At 65.8% G+C, this 16,604-nt stretch carries 12 protein-coding genes; 4 read left to right on the forward strand and 8 right to left on the reverse strand.

Annotated elements, in window-relative coordinates:
• Positions 1-48: 48 nt before the first annotated feature.
• Positions 49-1,443, forward strand: a complete 1,395-nt coding sequence (locus AC1MH0_RS10385) for a helix-turn-helix domain-containing protein (protein WP_480962721.1) — start codon at positions 49-51, stop codon at positions 1,441-1,443.
• A gap of 141 nt (positions 1,444-1,584) precedes the next feature.
• Here AC1MH0_RS10385 and AC1MH0_RS10390 read toward each other — a convergent pair whose 3' ends face one another.
• The 6 genes from AC1MH0_RS10390 to AC1MH0_RS10415 all read right to left on the reverse strand — a co-directional run bounded on the left by AC1MH0_RS10390 (position 1,585) and on the right by AC1MH0_RS10415 (position 9,152).
• Positions 1,585-2,949 carry an ammonium transporter gene (locus AC1MH0_RS10390; protein WP_480962722.1) on the reverse strand — a complete coding sequence of 455 codons (1,365 nt, stop codon included), beginning with the start codon at positions 2,947-2,949 and terminating at the stop codon, positions 1,585-1,587.
• Between the two features lie 11 nt (positions 2,950-2,960).
• Complete coding sequence (locus AC1MH0_RS10395; protein WP_056053652.1) at positions 2,961-3,299, reverse strand: P-II family nitrogen regulator; 339 nt, start codon at positions 3,297-3,299, stop codon at positions 2,961-2,963.
• A 274-nt stretch (positions 3,300-3,573) separates the two neighbouring features.
• Positions 3,574-5,136 carry a bifunctional phosphoribosylaminoimidazolecarboxamide formyltransferase/IMP cyclohydrolase gene (gene purH, locus AC1MH0_RS10400; RefSeq protein WP_480962723.1) on the reverse strand — a complete coding sequence of 521 codons (1,563 nt, stop codon included), beginning with the start codon at positions 5,134-5,136 and terminating at the stop codon, positions 3,574-3,576.
• Between the two features lie 204 nt (positions 5,137-5,340).
• A complete protein-coding gene (locus AC1MH0_RS10405) occupies positions 5,341-7,077 on the reverse strand; it encodes a heparinase II/III family protein (protein WP_480962724.1) in 1,737 nt (578 codons plus the stop codon).
• The gene (gene rpe / locus AC1MH0_RS10410) at positions 7,074-7,730 is read right to left on the reverse strand and encodes a ribulose-phosphate 3-epimerase (RefSeq protein WP_480962725.1); all 657 of its coding nucleotides are present in this window, start codon (positions 7,728-7,730) and stop codon (positions 7,074-7,076) included. Before rpe ends, AC1MH0_RS10405 begins: the two co-directional genes overlap by 4 nt.
• A 144-nt stretch (positions 7,731-7,874) precedes the next feature.
• On the reverse strand, positions 7,875-9,152 hold the full coding sequence (locus tag AC1MH0_RS10415; RefSeq protein ID WP_480962726.1) for an RsmB/NOP family class I SAM-dependent RNA methyltransferase: 1,278 nt from the start codon (positions 9,150-9,152) through the stop codon (positions 7,875-7,877).
• Between the two features lie 106 nt (positions 9,153-9,258).
• Between AC1MH0_RS10415 and AC1MH0_RS10420 the strand changes: the two genes are divergently transcribed.
• Positions 9,259-9,417 (forward strand): DUF1674 domain-containing protein, encoded by a 159-nt coding sequence (locus AC1MH0_RS10420; RefSeq protein ID WP_107963485.1) that lies wholly within the window; start codon positions 9,259-9,261, stop codon positions 9,415-9,417.
• Between the two features lie 21 nt (positions 9,418-9,438).
• Here the strand turns inward: AC1MH0_RS10420 and AC1MH0_RS10425 are convergent, their stop codons facing one another.
• Positions 9,439-9,852: an acyl-CoA thioesterase gene (locus AC1MH0_RS10425; RefSeq protein WP_107955557.1), complete on the reverse strand. Its 414-nt coding sequence runs from the start codon at positions 9,850-9,852 to the stop codon at positions 9,439-9,441.
• Positions 9,853-10,033: 181 nt separating this feature from the next.
• On the opposite strand from AC1MH0_RS10425, the gene clpB reads away from it, so the two are divergent.
• Positions 10,034-12,613 carry an ATP-dependent chaperone ClpB gene (clpB, locus tag AC1MH0_RS10430; protein ID WP_480962727.1) on the forward strand — a complete coding sequence of 860 codons (2,580 nt, stop codon included), beginning with the start codon at positions 10,034-10,036 and terminating at the stop codon, positions 12,611-12,613.
• A gap of 72 nt (positions 12,614-12,685) precedes the next feature.
• Here clpB and AC1MH0_RS10435 read toward each other — a convergent pair whose 3' ends face one another.
• Entirely contained in the window at positions 12,686-15,769 is a 3,084-nt protein-coding gene (locus tag AC1MH0_RS10435; protein WP_480962728.1) for a TonB-dependent receptor domain-containing protein, read from the reverse strand.
• 136 nt (positions 15,770-15,905) lie between these two features.
• Between AC1MH0_RS10435 and AC1MH0_RS10440 the strand changes: the two genes are divergently transcribed.
• Positions 15,906-16,604 (forward strand): hypothetical protein, encoded by a 699-nt coding sequence (locus AC1MH0_RS10440; protein WP_480962729.1) that lies wholly within the window; start codon positions 15,906-15,908, stop codon positions 16,602-16,604.

The following is a 16,604-nucleotide window of genomic DNA, read 5'->3' on the forward strand; positions in this document are numbered from 1 at the left end:
GCAATGTTGCAAACTTGTCCGAGGCACGTTTGCAAACTAGGCGGGGATATGACTTTGCCCGCTCGTCGCCTATTCGTCGGACACCGCCTGCGCGACCTGCGCCGGGTGCTTGGAATCAGCCAGGCCGCGATGGCCGTGCGGATCGGGTTGTCCGTCAGCTATCTCTCGCAGATCGAGAACGGCGATCGCCCGGTGACGGAGGGCGTGCTGATCACGCTGGCGCGCGAATTTCCGGCGGACTGGGGGAGCATCGATGCGGCGGACGATACCGCGTTGCTGATCGCGACGCTCGAGGCGGTGTCGGATACGAGCGTCGAGGCGCCCGCGCTCGACGAGACGGCGGTGCGGCGTGCGTTGAAGCACCAGCCGTTGCTGGCGCAGCGGCTCGTCGCGATGCACGACGCGTATCGGCGGGCGCAGGAGCAGTTGCGCGCGCTCGACGACCGGTTGGTGGCGGGGTCCGGTGCGCCGGGATTGCTGCCGTGGGAGGACGTGCGCGACTGGTTTCATGCGGCAGGCAATTATGTCGATGCGCTCGACCGGCGGGCGGAGGAGATCGGCGAGACTTTGGGGCCGGACCGGGTTGCGGCGCTGGAGGCTCGGCTGGCGGCGCGCGGCGTGTCGGTTGCGATCTCGGGAGCGCTTGCCGCGCCGCTTCGCGATTATGACGGCGCGACCCTGAGGCTCGATGGATCGCAGCCCGGCGAGACCACCCTGTTCTCGCTCGCGCACCAGGTTGCGCGGCACGAGTTCGGCGACGTCATTGGCGGGATCGTCGCGGCGTCGGAAATGGCGTCGGAAACGGCGCGCGCGCTGCTGACTGCGGGGCTGACCAATTACGCGGCGGGGGCGATCGTCATGCCCTATACCCGCTTCCGGACGGAGGCGCGGAGTGTCCGCCACGATATCGACCGGCTGCGACGGATCTTCGGGACGAGTTTCGAGCAGACATGCCACCGGCTCTCGACGTTGCAGCGACCGGGCGCGCTTGGGATCCCGTTCTTCTTCTGCCGCGTCGACATGGCGGGGAACATCACCAAGCGGCACTCCGCAACACGGTTGCAGTTCGCGCGGTTCGGGGGGGCGTGCCCGTTGTGGATCGTCCACGAGGCGGTCGCGATCCCCGACCGGATCCTGACGCAACTGATCGAGACGACCGACGGCATCCGCTACGTCTCGATGGCGAAGGGTCTGGTGAAGCCTTCCGAGACGTACACGCGGCCGGCGCGGCGCTATGCGGTGGCGCTGGGGTGCGAGGAGGCGAACGCGTCGGAGTTCATCTATGCGGATGCGCTGGGGACCGGGGGCATTGCGACGCCGATCGGGTCGTCATGCCGTATCTGCCTGCGTACCGACTGCGACCAGCGCGCGTTTCCGCCGGCCGCCAGCGAGATACGCGTCGACCCCGACCGCCGCGGCGCCGTGCCGTACGAAGTGGTTTAGCCCCCCTCCAAACTCGATCGAAGTACCACTTCGATCGACATAAAAAAGGCCCGGTGTGTTTCCACACCGGGCTAAGGTTGTCCGCAGGAGGAACGTCGTGGGTGCGGGCTCGACTGGCCCGCTACCGATTCGTGTTGGCGATCAGTTGTAAGCGCGCTCGCCGTGTTCGCCGATGTCGAGACCCTCGTGCTCGACTTCCGGCGAGACCCGCAGGCCGGTGACGGCCTTGGCGATATAGATCGCGATCGTGGTGCCGATCGTGGCCCAGATGATCGTGACGATCACCGCCTGGAGCTGCACGAAAAGCTTGGCGCCCATCGCATAGTCCGCGGCACCCGGCCCGCCGAGCGACGGCGCGTAGACGACCGCGGTGCCGATCGCGCCGATCATGCCGCCGATGCCGTGGATCCCGAAGGCGTCCAAAGAGTCGTCGTAGCCGAGCATCGGCTTGAGCTTCGACACTGCCATGAAGCAGACGAGCGACGCGATCGCGCCGAGGACGATGGCGCCGAACGGGCCGGAGTTGCCCGCGGCCGGCGTGACGGCGACGAGGCCGGCGACGATGCCCGAGCAGAAGCCGAGTGCGGAACCCTTATGACCCGAGAGCTTCTCGGCAAGCATCCAGAACAGTGCAGCCGACGCGGTGGCGACGAAGGTGTTGAGCATCGCGAGGGCGGCAGAGCCGTTCGCCTCGAGCGCCGAGCCGGCGTTGAAGCCGAACCAGCCAACCCAGAGCAGGCCAGTGCCGATGCCGGTCATGACCAGCGAGTGCGGTGCCATCGGCTCCTTCGGGTAGCCGATACGCTTGCCGAGGATCAGCGCCGCGACCAGCGCCGAGACGCCGGCGTTGATGTGGACCACGGTGCCGCCGGCGAAATCGAGTGCGCCTGCCTTGAAGAAATAGCCGCTCGATGCCCACACCATGTGCGCGACGGGCAAGTAGACGATCGTCAGCCAGACCAGGCCGAACACCATCACCGCCGAAAACTTCATGCGCTCGACGACCGAGCCCAAGACCAGCGCGATGGTGATCGCGGCGAAGGTCATCTGGAAGCAGATGAAGACATATTCGGGGATCTCGACACCGGCCGTGAAGGTCGCTGCCTGTGATGCGGGCGTGACGCCGGCCAGGAACAGCTTGCCGAAGCCGCCGATGAAGTTGCTGAGCAGCGCGCTGCCGTTGTCGCTGCCGAGTGCCAGCGAATAGCCCCACATCACCCAGACGAGCATCGCGAGCGCTGCGACGGCACCTATCTGAGTCATGGTCGACAGCATGTTCTTCGACCGCGTGAGGCCACCGTAGAACAGCGCGAGGCCTGGGAGGATCATCATCAGGACGAGGATCGTCGAGGTCATCATCCAGGCGGTGTCGCCCTTGTTCACGGTCGCGACGACGGGCGCGACCACCGGTGCGACGGCAGCCTGTGACCAGGCGGGTGCGGCGGCGATCATCGTCGCGCCGAACCCTAGAGCCGCGACGGCGGCCTTCTTCAAATCATGCTTCATCTCGTCCCCCCTCAGAGCGCTGAATCGTCGGTTTCGCCGGTGCGGATCCGCACTGCCTGGCCGACGTCGAGCACGAAGATCTTGCCATCGCCGATCGCGCCGGTGTTCGCCGATGCCTGGATCGCCTCGACCACGCGGTCGGACAGGCTGGCGGCGCAGACCACCTCGATCTTGATCTTCGGCACCATGTTGGTGCTGTACTCGGCCCCCCGATAGATCTCGGTCTGGCCCTTCTGACGGCCGAACCCCTTGACCTCGGTGACCGTCATGCCCGCCACGCCGATCGTGGTGAGCGCTTCGCGCACCTCGTCGAGCTTGAACGGCTTGATGATGGCAATGACGAGTTTCATCGCGCCCCTTCCCCTTGTTACGGGAGGTGCCTTGCAATGTGCGTGCCAGTTGGTATGCGAAGGGGTGAGGTGTGCTCGGCGGCCGAGCAGCGGAGGTTTTGGGGTTAAAACTTGTGCAGTGCGGTGCGGGTGCCTGTTTTATGGGCAGCCGCTACACCTTCGTCATTCCCGCGGAGGCGGGAACCCATACTGGCTCTCTTTGGCGATAATCGCAGAGGTTCGCCAATATGGGTCCCCGCCTTCGCGGGGATGACGGTAGTGGTGAGGGTCGAACTCAGTGGCGGAAGTGGCGCATGCCGGTGAAGACCATGGCGAGGCCAGCTTCGTCTGCTGCTGCGATGACGTCGGCGTCGCGGATCGAGCCGCCCGGCTGGATCACTGCCGTCGCGCCGGCCTCGACCGCTGCCAGCAACCCGTCGGCGAAGGGGAAGAACGCGTCGGAGGCGACCGCCGAGCCGATCGTGCGCGGGGTAGCCCAGCCAGCCTTCTCCGCGGCGTCCTTCGCCTTCCACGCGGCAATGCGCGCGGATTCGAGGCGGTTCATCTGGCCGGCGCCGATGCCCGCGGTGCTGCCGTCCTTCGCGTAGACGATCGCGTTGGACTTAGTGTGCTTGGCGACGGTCCAGGCGAAGCGGCAGTCGAGGAGTTCCTGCGGCGTCGGCTGGCGCTTGGTGACGACCTTCAACTCGCCGGGCGTGCCGTTGTCGCGACCCTGGACGAGCCAGCCGCCGGCGATCGACTTGGCCGTCAAGCCGGCGCGCCCGGGATCGGGGAGGTCGCCGGTGAGCAACAGGCGGAGGTTCTTCTTCGCGGCGAACAGCGCGATCGCTTCCTCGTCGGCATCGGGGGCAACGACGACTTCGGTGAAGATGCCGGTTATCTGGCGCGCGGTTTCGGCGTCGAGCGTGCGGTTGACGGCGATGATGCCGCCGAATGCCGACACCGTGTCGCAGGCGAACGCTGCGGCATAGGCGTCGGCGAGCGAGGCGCCGGTGGCGACGCCGCAGGGGTTGGCGTGCTTGACGATCACCACCGAGGGCGCCGCGTCGCGGAATTCGGCGATCAGTTCGAGCGCGGCGTCGGCGTCGTTGAGGTTGTTGTAGCTGAGCGCCTTGCCCTGGAGCTGGCGGGCCTGGCCGATGCCGCGGACGGTGCCGGTTGCGGTGTAGAACGCGGCTGACTGGTGCGGGTTCTCGCCGTAGCGGAGCGTGTCGCCGCGCTTGAGCGTGATCGGCAGGGTGGCGGGGAATTCCTCGGCCTGGTCGACCGTGCCGAACCACGTTGCGATCGCCGAGTCGTACGCGGCGGTGGTGGCGAAGGCCTTGGCTGCGAGCTTCTTGCGGTCGTCGAGCGTGGTGGTGCCGCCGGAGACGAGCGCGTAGTCGGCGGGGTCGGTGACGATCGCGACATAGGCGTGGTTCTTGGCGGCCGAGCGCACCATGCTGGGGCCGCCGATGTCGATGTTCTCGATCACGGTTTCTCGATCTGCCCCTTTTGCGACCGTAGCCTCGAACGGGTAGAGGTTGACGATGACGAGGTCGATCGCGCCGATCTTGTGCTCGGCCATCGAGGCGGCGTGACCGGCGTCGTCGCGGACCGCGAGGAGGCCGCCATGGACCATCGGGTGGAGCGTCTTGACGCGGCCGTCCATCATTTCGGGGAAGCCGGTGAGTTCGCTGACGTCGCGGACTTCGAGCCCGGCGGCGCGGAGCGCGGTGGCGGTGCCGCCGGTGGAGACGAGTTCTACGCCGTGGCTGGCCAGCGCCTTGCCGAGATCGACGATCCCGGTCTTGTCGGAGACGGACAGGAGCGCGCGCTTGATCGGGATGCTGGTCATGAGGGTCTTTCGTCGGGGGTCGCCGTGCGGCGGTGCCTTAGCGTTGGTTGACGTTGGGGAACAGGGGGGCGTGCGGGGGGGACGCTGCTCCCCTCCCTGAAAGGGAGGGGTTGGGGGTAGGTAGGCCCGCTCGAGCCGCGACTGTCCGGACACGTGGAACCCGACCCACCCCCGGCCCCTCCCTTTCAGGGAGGGGGGAAGAACTCAGGCCTTCTTCAGCGCCCAGCTCACGCTCGCGCCGCCGGCCGCGGCTTCGCCGGTGATCATCAGCTGCTGCGTCGCGACCGGGCGACCGTCGGCGTCGATCCAGACGCTGTCCTCGACCACCAGCGCGCCGCCGCGGCAGCGGAATTGCCAGAGCGGGCCGCCGGGGAGGCGGAGGATCGCGCCTAGGCCGTCGGCGGTCGGGGAGACCTGCACGCCTTCGCCCAAGTGGAAGCGGATCGCGAACAACGAAAGCCCTGCGCGGCGCTTGCGGCCTTGCGGCAACAGCGCGTCCTCGCCGCGGAGTTCGCGGCCGTCGCCGGTGAGCATCAGCTGGCGGCGGTGGAGGAAGCCCCAGCGGCGGACATAGCCGTCGTGGCTCGCCTCGATCCGGCTGGCGGCATCCGATTCCTGGCGGCTGAGCTCGACTTCGCCGACGCCGCGGCCGAGCGTGCCGTCGGCTAGGATCGCGGTCGAGTTGCTGTCGGCGATCGTCAGCGTCGAATGCGCGGCAGTCGAGCGCAAACCCTCGACCATCGCGGGCGGGAGTTGCGCGATGCCCGCGCGTGCGCCGCCGCAGTTGACGACGATGCGCGCGGGGCCGTCGGAGAATTCGAACGCCAGCGTCGACGCGCAACCGCCTTCGACGAGGCGCGCGATCGGCGGCGGGGCGGCGTCTACAATGAGCACGGCGGTACCGGCGGCGAGGCGTTGATAGCCCCAGTCGCGCGCCTGGCGGAGCGGACGGGTGCGGACGCCGCTGGCTTCGATGACCGCGGCGACCTGCGTTTCGCTGGCCGGACCGCCGCCCTGCCAGCTCGACAGGCCGCGATCGGCGTGCGCAACACCGAGCAGCGCCGCGACCATCCGGGTGAGCGTGACCGCGACCGTCTCGGGGAGTTCGGCGCTGCGCGCGGCGTAGCTTTCCTGGAGCAGCGTGAGCAGCTGGATCGAGTCGAGCAGCATCGCCGGGCTGCGCGACACCGATCCGCCATCGTCGAACAGGCCGGTGCCGAGCGCGCGGAGCAGGCCGGCTTCACCAAACGCCTGGCGCGGCTCGCCACCAGGAATCAGCAGCCCGGCCGCGACCACTCCGCACCACGCGGCAATGCGTGACGCACCCGCCGGGGCCTTGTCGGCGGTGCGATCGAGGTGGAGTGCGCCCTTGGCGAGAGCGTTCAACACCTTCGACCGGTAGATCTGATCGGACGACGACAGGATCAGCGGCGCGTGCGCGGTCCAGGCGAGGATGCGGCGGCCCCACATGTCGGGACGCCATGCGATCCCGCCCTGCGTGTCGGCGTGCGCGGTCAGCCAGAGGCCCATAAGATATTCGGCGATCGGCGCACCCCGCGCCCGCGTCGCGACGGTCGACAGGTCGCGTAGCCACCCGAAACTGTGGAGATATTCGGCGAACGGTTTGGGCAGCGGCTTCGAAAGGTCGAGCGTCTCGATATCGCGCGCCTCGCCGCGGAACGAGAGGACGCCCTCCAGCAGCATCGTGCCGCGCGGAATGTCGCCGAGGATGGGGTCGTCGGGGACCGCAATCAGCTTGAGCGGGTAGCGGCCCTTGAGCCGCAGCGTGTGGAGCGGGGTGCGCCACGTCAGGCGGTGGAAGCGCTCGGCCAGCCGGTCGGCGAGCGACAGCCCCTTGTCGCCGCCGAGACGGATCAGGCGGCGGCCTTCGTCGATCCCGTCGGGGGCGGGATCGGTTACAGGATCACGCGGCTCGTTCACCCCCGCAACGCGGCGATGTTGGCGGCGTAGTGATCGGGGCCGCCGCGAAAGACCGAGGTGCCCGCCACCAGCGCGTCGGCGCCGGCCTCGATGCAGCGCTTGGCCCATTCCGCGTCGACACCGCCATCGACTTCGAGATCAATCGCGCGGCCGCTCTTTTCGATCATCGTGCGGATCGCCGAGATCTTCTTGAGCTGGCTGGGGATGAAGCTCTGGCCGCCGAAGCCGGGGTTGACGCTCATCACGAGGACGAGGTCGACCATGTCCAGCAGATAGTCGAGCATCTTCGCCGGGGTGCCGGGGCAGATGACCACGCCCGCGCGCTTGCCGAGGCCCTTGATATGCTGGAGCGAGCGGTGGATGTGCGGGCCGGCTTCGTAATGCACGGTGATGCAGTCGGCGCCGGCCTCCGCGAACGCGTCGAGATACGCGTCGACGGGCGAGATCATCAAATGGACGTCGAACGGCTTGGTCGTGACGCCGCGGACCGACTTCATGACCGCGGGGCCGAACGAGATGTTGGGGACGAAATGGCCGTCCATCACGTCGATGTGGATCCAGTCGGCGCCGGCTGCGTCGATGGCGCGGACTTCCTCGCCGAGTTTGGAGAAGTCGGCGGAGAGGATCGAGGGGGCGATGCGGACGGGTTGCATGGAAATTGTCCTAGCGCGGGACCGGTACGCTGTACCAGCCCCTCATGTTTTCCTGCGCAGGCAGGAAACCAGGGTTACGAACGGCCCGCTGAGTAATCCTGGGCCCCCGCCTTCGCGGGGGAACAAGTGACTGCGTGCTCTTGCTTAGCTGCGCTTCAATCGGGTGATGAAGAAGCCGTCGCAGCCGCCCTGGTCGGCGAGCATGCCGGGGAGTGTGCGGATCGTGCCCGCTTCCGTGGGCGTGATGCCGGCGGGGAGTTCGGACTGGTCTACCGGGGCGATCGTGTAATCGCTGCGCGCCGCGAGGAACGCGTCGAGTTGCGCTTCGCCTTCCGACGGTTCGAGCGAGCAGGTGGCGTAGACGAGCGTACCGCCTGGCTTCACCCAGTCCGCCGCCCTGGCGAAGATGCGCGCCTGCAACGCCGCGGTCTCGGCGATGATCGAGGGGCGGACGCGGTGGAGGACGTCGGGGTGGCGGCGGAAGATACCCGTAGCACTGCACGGCGCATCGATCAGGATCGCGTCGGCGGGCTCGGCGGGGGCCCAGTCGAGGATGTCGGCGTTGACGACCTCTGCCTTCAGATGCGTGCGGTAGAGGTTTTCGCGCAGGCGCTTGATCCGGCTCTGCGAATTGTCGACCGAGGTGACGGTCCAGCCGGCGCTCGCGAGCTGCAGCGTCTTGCCGCCGGGGGCTGCACAGAGATCTAGGACATGCCCCTCCCCTTTCCCCAGCAATCGCGCGGGGAGCGAGGCGGCAATGTCCTGCACCCACCAGGCGCCGTCGCCGAAGCCGACCATGTCGGGGACCGAATCATGGTCGCCCAGACGCAGGTGCCCGGGCATGAAACTCTCGCCCCCGAGTTTCTCGCGCCAGCCTTCGGTCTCGGACGGGTCGGCGATCGTCAGGTCGAGCGGCGGCACCTGCGCGATCGCGCGGCCGGCGGCGTCGACCATCTCCTCGCCCCACGCGGCTTCCCAGCGCAGTTCGACGGGGGCCGGCAGCGTCGGCACCTCGGGGAGGAGCATGTTGGCGCGGAACAGCGTGCCGAACACGCCGTGGACGAGTTTGCGCGGGCCGCCGTCGACCAGCGGCAACACGGTCGAGATCGCAGCATGCGAGGGCGTGCCGAGGATCAGCACCTGGACGAGGGCGATCCGCAGCGCCATCCGCGCCTTGGCATCGTCGGGCAGGTTGGTCTTGGTCACCGAATCGATCATCGCGTCGAGATCGGGAAGGCGGCGCAGCGTCTCGGCGGCGATCGCATGCGCGAGACCGCGGTCGGGACCGTGGATCGCGCGGGTGGCTGCCGGCAATGCGGATTCGAGCGACTCGCCGCGACGCAGGACGGCGTCGAGCAGGCGGAGTGCGGCGCGTCGGGTCGGGACGCCGAGCGGCTCGGGGGCGTGGGTATAGTCGGGCATATCAAGGTCCTTCGCGTTCGGTTTGTCGCGCGGCTGTTATGGCAAAGCGGCGCGACAGGGCCCATGTGGCGGTTACGACGCCAACACGCAAATCCGGAGAGCCGCGATGGGCCAGCGCCCCGATCACGTTAAGCCACCCGAGTATCTGGCGAAGAATACGCCGGTGCCGAAGCCCGAGGCGATCGTGCCGGACAAGGACCCCGAGCCGCGCGATCCTACGCGCTATGGCGACTGGGAGCTCAAGGGCATGGCGATCGATTTCTGAGGGTCGATCGCCCGAGAGACGTCAGTCTTTAAGGTCGGTCTTCGGGAAGAAATGCTCGACGACGCTGTTCGCCAACCGCGATGGCCGCAGCGTCTCCGCATCCAGGCAACACCAGCTCGACTTAACCTCAGCGAGCACGTCCTCGCCGCGCTTGATGATCGTCTCGTAGAAGGCGCGCGCGCCCTGGACCTTCTCGAGCAGGACGGTCGCGATGACATCGTCGTCGAGAAACGCGGGCTTGCGGTACGTGATCTCGTGTTTCAGCGCGACCCACAGGTGCCCGGCCACCGCCTCGGCGGGCGCCAAGCGCTGCCAGTGGTCGATCACTGCGGCCTGTACCCACTTCAGATAGTTCGCGTTGTTGACGTGACCCATGAAGTCGATGTCGGCCGGCTCGATGCCGATGGCGTAGGTATGGGGGAGCGCTGTAGACACGCCATCCATATAGCATGCGAACCTGAACATAGCGATGACGGCGGCGCTTCGATACCGACAATAAACGCTATTCCGGATGCCTCGCGCTCGCCCTAGCATCCGACCTGCGCCCGCCTCTTGTGTTGCCCAAATACAACACCATCTTTCGGCCAACACCGAAACACTCCCACAGGAATTCGTCATGAACATCGACAAATTCACCGACCGCGCGAAGGGCTTCCTGCAATCCGCGCAGACCGTCGCGATCCGCATGAACCACCAGCGGATCGCCCCCGAGCATCTGTTGAAGGCGCTGCTGGAAGACGAGCAAGGCATGGCCGCCGGGCTGATCGCGGCAGCGGGTGGCGACGCCAAGCGCGTGACGTCCGAGACCGATCTCGCGCTCGCGAAGATCCCGGTCGTGTCGGGCTCGGGCGCGCAGACCACGCCGGGGATCGACAACGACGCGGTGCGCGTGATTGATCAGGCCGAGCAGATCGCGAACAAGGCTGGCGACAGCTTCGTTACCGTGGAGCGGCTGCTGGTCGCGCTCGCGCTGTCGCTGAACACCGCGGCGGGCAAAGCCTTGAAGACCGGCGGCGTGACACCCGAGGGCCTGAACACCGCGATCAATGGTTTGCGCCAGGGCCGTACCGCCGACACCGCGGGTGCCGAGGACCGCTATGATGCGCTGAAGAAGTTCGCGCGCGACCTCACTCAGGCGGCGCGCGACGGCAAGCTCGATCCCGTCATCGGTCGCGACGAGGAGATCCGGCGCACGATCCAGATCCTGGCGCGGCGGACCAAGAACAACCCTGCGCTGATCGGCGAGCCCGGCGTCGGCAAGACCGCGATCGCCGAGGGGCTGGCGCTGCGGATCGCCAATGGCGACGTGCCCGATACGCTGAAGGATCGCCGACTGATGTCGCTCGACCTCGGCTCGCTGATCGCGGGTGCGAAGTATCGCGGCGAGTTCGAGGAGCGGCTGAAGGGCGTGCTCGACGAGGTGAAGGCCGCCGAGGGCGACATCATCCTGTTCATCGACGAGATGCACCAGCTGATCGGCGCGGGCAAATCCGAAGGCGCGATGGACGCGGGCAACCTGCTTAAGCCCGCCCTCGCGCGCGGCGAACTGCACTGTGTCGGCGCGACCACGCTCGACGAGTACCGCAAGTACGTCGAGAAGGACCCGGCGTTGCAGCGGCGGTTCCAGCCCGTCATGGTCGGCGAACCGACCGTCGAGGACACGATCTCGATCCTGCGCGGGCTGAAGGAGAAGTACGAGCTGCACCACGGCGTGCGGATCACCGACGGCGCGATCGTCGCCGCCTCGACGCTGTCGAACCGCTACATCACCGACCGCTTCCTCCCCGACAAGGCGATCGACCTGATGGACGAAGCCGCGTCGCGGATCCGCATGGAGGTGGAGTCGAAGCCCGAGGCGATCGAGAATCTCGACCGGCGGATCATCCAGCTCAAGATCGAGCGCGAGGCGTTGAAGCGCGAGACCGACGATGCGTCGGTCGACCGGCTCGACACGCTGGAGGGCGAACTCGTCAATCTGGAGGAGCAATCCGCCGAACTGACGACGCGCTGGAAGGGCGAGAAGGACAAGATCAATGCCGAGGCGCGGGTGAAGGAACAGCTCGATGCCGCCCGGCTCGAGCTGGAGCAGGCGCAGCGCTCGGGTGATCTCGCCAAGGCGGGCGAGCTTTCCTATGGGACGATTCCGGGGTTGCAGCGCCAGCTCGACGAGGCGGCGGGGGCGACAAAGGGCGCGATGCTGCGCGAGGAAGTGACCGCGGACGACATCGCCGGCGTCGTCAGCCGCTGGACCGGTATTCCGGTCGAGCGGATGCTCCAGGGCGAGCGCGATAAATTGCTCGCGATGGAGGCGACGATCGGCAAGCGCGTGATTGGCCAGGCGCATGCGGTGAAGGCTGTCTCGACCGCAGTCCGGCGTGCGCGGGCGGGGTTGCAGGATCCCAACCGGCCGCTCGGGTCGTTCCTGTTCCTGGGACCGACCGGCGTCGGCAAGACCGAGCTGACCAAGGCGCTGGCCGAATTCCTGTTCGACGATCCGTCGGCGATGGTCCGCATCGACATGAGCGAGTTCATGGAGAAGCACGCGGTCGCGCGGCTGATCGGCGCGCCTCCGGGCTATGTCGGCTACGAGGAGGGCGGCGTGCTGACCGAGGCGGTGCGCCGGCGGCCGTATCAGGTGATCCTGTTCGACGAGGTCGAGAAGGCACATGGCGACGTGTTCAACGTGCTGTTGCAGGTGCTCGACGACGGGCGGCTGACCGATGGCCAGGGGCGCACGGTGGATTTCAGCAACACGCTGATCATCCTGACGTCGAACCTTGGCAGCCAGTATCTGGCCAACATGGCGGAGGGCGACGACGTCTCGTCGGTCGAGCCGCAGGTGATGGAGATCGTCCGGTCGCACTTCCGGCCGGAGTTCCTTAACCGGCTCGACGAGGTGATCCTGTTCCACCGTCTCGGCCAGTCGCACATGGCGCCGATCGTCGACATCCAGGTGTCGCGCGTCGACAAGCTGCTCGCCGACCGCAAGATCGTCCTCGACCTGACGGACGCCGCACGCGCATGGCTGGGGCGGGTCGGCTATGATCCCGTGTACGGCGCGCGGCCGCTGAAGCGTGCGGTCCAGCGGTATCTGCAGGACCCGCTCGCCGACATGATCCTGCGCGGCGAGGTGAAGGACGGCGCGACCGTCAAGATCGACGAAGGCGACGGCAAGCTGGTGCTTCAGGTCGCCTAACCATCTATCTTTGAACGAGAAAGGGCGGCGGATCGATGATCCGCCGCCCTGATTTAAGTCCCGATGGATAGATTACATATCGATGGTCAGACCAACGAACATGTAGCGACCGATCGCTTCGTAGATGCCAGGATAGGTGTTGCCGTTGCCGAAGGAGCCGATCGGCGATGCCGTCGCGCTCAGGATCGGCGGTGTCTTATCGAGGATGTTGTTCACGCCAAGACGGAAAGTGAACTTGTCTTCTACGCGCACGGTGCCCGCGAGGTCGAAATAGTTCTGCGCCTTCACGCGTGCATCACGGGCGTAGAACGGAGCGGCGAGATCAGCATCGCTGCTGGTGCGCTCGAACTTCGTTGCCGACAAATACCGCCAGTTACCCGACAGGCCGATGCCGTTCGGCGTCGTCAGCGAGATACGCGCCTGATGACGCCACTTGGACATCGGATAGCCGCACTGTGCGCCGTAGAGACCCGCGCAATCGAACTTCGCGCCAGCCTTGTTGGACGTGAGCTTGTCGACATACGTACCGTTGAACGAAAGGCCGATCGTGCCGATGCTATCCGAGCGGAAGGTGTAGCCGCCCGACGTCTCGATGCCCTGCGTCGTCAGCGTTCCTGCGTTGACGTTGGTATCGACGATAAAGCCGTTGTTACCCTGCCAGAGGGTCCCGTTGGCGTCCCGGTTGATAGCGCTGCAGAATTGCTGATTGCCCGTAGCAAGGCACTGCGCGATGATCGTGTCGGCACCGATGATACCGATCCGATCCTTCAGTTTGATGCGGAAAGCATCGACCGACAGGTTGAAGCCCGGCAAGAACGACGGACGCAAGATCACGCCGGCGGTGAAGGTATCAGCCTTTTCGGGCTTCAGGTTCGGGTTGCCGCCGACCAAGCCATTATACTGCTCGGAGGGGTTATCCTGGACCAAGCCGAAGCGGCTCGCCGGCACGCCGGTCAGGGCACACTGTGCAGCTGTGTTTCCGTTCACGAGACCGCCGACGGCCAATCCTGCGCAGGGATCCGTCGCACCATCGATCTGCACCGACTGCTGTGCGAACAATTCCTGTGTATTCGGAGCGCGGACCGCACGGTTGTAGCCGCCGCGGAACCGAATGTCCGAGATCGGCGCCCAGACCAGCTCACCTTTGTACGAGTGCGCTGAACCGGCAGTGCTGTAGCTCGCATACCGGTAGCCGCCGTTCACGGTCAGCTCGTTGAAGAACGGACGATCGCTGACGAGCGGCATCTGCAGCTCGCCGAACGCTTCCTTCACGTTGTAACTACCCCGGATCGGCAAGGTCGCACCACCCTGGCCGGCTAGATCACCGCTGAGGAAACCGTTGTCGACTTCGAGATTGAGCGATTCCTTACGGTACTCGCCACCGACGTTGATCGCGATGCCTTCGCTGGCGAACGGCGACTGAACACCATATTCACCGCCCTTAAAGGTGAACGAGCCGTTGAGGACCGTTTCCTTGTTCTCTCCCGACTGGAAGCCCGGCGTCTGGACATAGCCTAGTGCCGCCGGCGTGATGCCTGCTGCCCCGAAGATGTTGAGCGGGACGCAGCTCGGATCGGTACCGTCGACGACCGAGCGGCATACTGCCTGCCCGAGCGTTGCCGAACCAGGACGCGTGTCGGTGATCGCATCCAGCGCGCGCGTCGTGCGCGCGATCGAGAATTCGTTGCGATAGATCTGGTTGAAGACAGTGCTGCCGAACTGGCCATATGCCTCGTACGAGACACCCTTGGCGATGTCACCGCGTGCGCCTGCGACGAAGCGATACTGGGTGTGGCGAAGATCGGCCTGACGACCGCCCCCCTCGACGTTGCGACGACCGATCGTCACGTTCGCCTGCTGATACTGGGTGCCGTCCGGATTGGTCAAGTTGATGACCTGGCCATTGGCATTGCGGACCTGATTGGTCACACGACAGAAGGTCGCGACCTGTGCCGCCGAAAGCAGCGGGTTGTTGCAGTTGAGGACCGACGTGTTGCTGAAATCGCCCGACGGCGCGATCTGCGCGACCGAACGATCGTCCATGAACATGAACTCAGCATAAGGCTTGAACGCCTCGCTGACTTCGTAGTTCGCGAGGAAGCCCGCGGTGTAACGCTTGTCCGGACGCTGGTAATAATTGAGTGGGTTCGCGTTATAAAGCGTCCGCCCCGTGGTCAGCGCTCCGGCACCGTTCAGCGTATACTGCTGCTGCAGGCCGCTTGCTGCGCCGTTGACGACCGCGTCGCCAAGCGTAAAGTTCGCTGGGAATGCCGTGGTCGAGCCACCGCAGACATAGTCGTTGCCGACGTTGCCCGCCGGAGCGTTCAGGCCGCACGAGCTATAGTCGCGCGAACCCTGCAGGATCGCACCGATCTTCCGGTAACCGCCGTAACCGACAACGTGTCCACGACCGTCGCTGGTACCGGCGCCGACCTTGAAATTGATGTCGAACTGGGTCCCGTCAAACGACTGGCCGGTTGGAGCCGGATAGTTACGCGCGGTATTCAGAGCCTTGAAGCGATCGCTACGGTTATTGTGGTTATAGATGCCGCCTGAGGTATCAATGCTGAAACCTTCATAATCCGTGTCGAGTACGAAGTTGACAACGCCGGCGATGGCATCCGACCCATAGACCGTTCCTGCGCCGCCGGTCAGAACATCCACTCGCTTCAGCAGCGAGGCCGGGATCATGTTGACGTCGGCAGCGGCGCTGGCGGTGCTGCTAGACGACGGATTGCCCGGCATCAGGCGACGACCGTTGACCAGCACGAGCGTGCGCGATTCACCCAGGTTACGCAGGTTGATGGTCGCGGTTCCGGTCGAACCGTTAGACACCGACGACGTCTGCGTCGCGAACGACGATGGCAGGCTGTTGAGAACGTCCTCGATACGCGTGGCGCCGCGCAACTTGATTTCTGCTGCGTTGACGACCGTTACAGGGCTCGCCGACGTCAGGTTCGGGTTCGAGATACGCGAACCAGTGACGACGATGTCACCGCCGCCTGCCGTACCCGCTGCGGCGGGATCCTGGCTGGGCGTATTGGAGATCGCCGGCGTGGTCGCCGCGGCGCCGTCGTCGCTCGTCGTCCCCTGTGGAGCCGGAGCCGGCGCGGTCTGCGCGTAACCCGGCAGCGAAACGACTGCACCCGCGATCATCGTCGATGCGAGCAGACAATCTCGAAAGATGTGCTTTTGCATATACTTAAAGCCCCTTTGAGTATCGGCGAACTTTTCCATCCGACACGATGCTTCAGCGATCGTTTGACCGCCGTTGCGCCCGATTTCGCAAGACTTGGGTATCTTGTCCAAAAGAAAGTATCAAAAAGTCGGTAACTCGTCGCATTACGGCAGCATTGTCACCCAATTGCAACATCACCCGCATTGCGGGACATTATTCGATCGCCGTCATCTATCTTGTGGATCCACCGGTGACAGCCTATCGCTTTCCCCAATACAAGCGGGGGCGCACATGCGGATCACAGCGATTTTGGCGGCGTTCGGGCTGGTCGGTCTTATGACGGGTTCCGCGATTGGGGCGAAACCGCGCAAGGCGGAACGGGCGCCGTTGCTGGTCGCCGTGACGCAATGCCGCACGCTTACTGACTCCGCCGCGCGCCTTGCCTGTTTCGATCGATCGGTCGCCGCGCTCGATACGGCGGAAAGTACTCAAACGCTGGTAGTCATCGATCAGCAGCAGGTTCGCGAAACCCGCCGCGTGCTGTTCGGCATAACGCTTCCCGACACTGGCTTGTTTGGCAGCGGTAGCGATATTCCCCAGATCGAGACAACGGTAGCGAGCGCATCGGTCGACGACGCGGGCCGGTGGAGCTTCGTGATGGCCGACGGTGCGCGCTGGATGCAGACTGACGATAATGTGATCGCGCGCCGTCCGCGACCAAACGACAAGATCGTCATCAAGCGTGCCGCACTTGGCAGCTTTCGTCTAAGCGTCGGCGGCCAGCCGGGCGTCAAGGCAAAGCGCCAGAACTAG

This window comes from Sphingomonas sp. AP28, assembly GCF_056680455.1.